The organism is Ferrovum myxofaciens, assembly GCF_000735045.1.
In the GTDB taxonomy this organism is placed as follows: domain Bacteria; phylum Pseudomonadota; class Gammaproteobacteria; order Burkholderiales; family Ferrovaceae; genus Ferrovum; species Ferrovum myxofaciens.
Genome location: NZ_JPOQ01000592.1, coordinates 1 through 463 on the forward strand (window position 1 = coordinate 1; position 463 = coordinate 463).

The 463-nt window shown below is 55.3% G+C and carries 1 protein-coding gene; it reads right to left on the reverse strand.

Annotated features, from left to right (window positions below):
* The coding region (locus IV91_RS0115250; protein WP_031599628.1) for a type ISP restriction/modification enzyme at window positions 1-463 on the reverse strand (463 nt) is incomplete at both ends.

Genomic DNA, 463 nt, shown 5'->3' on the forward strand with positions numbered 1-463 from the left:
GCACTGGCGCTCCACCACCCAGTCCAGCGCAGGCTTCCCGTTCACGATGTACTCGTAGGCTTCCAGGGGAATCTCTGAAATCGTAATCCGGTCATTGTAGTGGATCGTGGTCAGGTCTTTTTCCTTCCCAGTCTTACCGTAACGCATCTTGACCACGCGGTAATCGTCATCGGTCAGAGGCACATTCCCGTGAACCGTGAGGCTCAGCGGATACGGCTCCACAGTTTCGTAGTTCAGGTGCAAGTCAGCCAGTTGTCGCCCTGCCTCACAAAACGCCCAAAACTTCTCTGCTCCCGGCACGCAGGGAATGCGGGGCAGTTCCTTGGCCAGATTATCCGCGTACTTGGCACGATAGTCGGGAGAATGGAGCAGACCATAGATGTAGTAGAAGACATCCTCCTTGGAAATGGCCTCTCCCGGATAGGCTGTCTCAAAATGCGCCAACCCTTCATCGGTAAGGGCA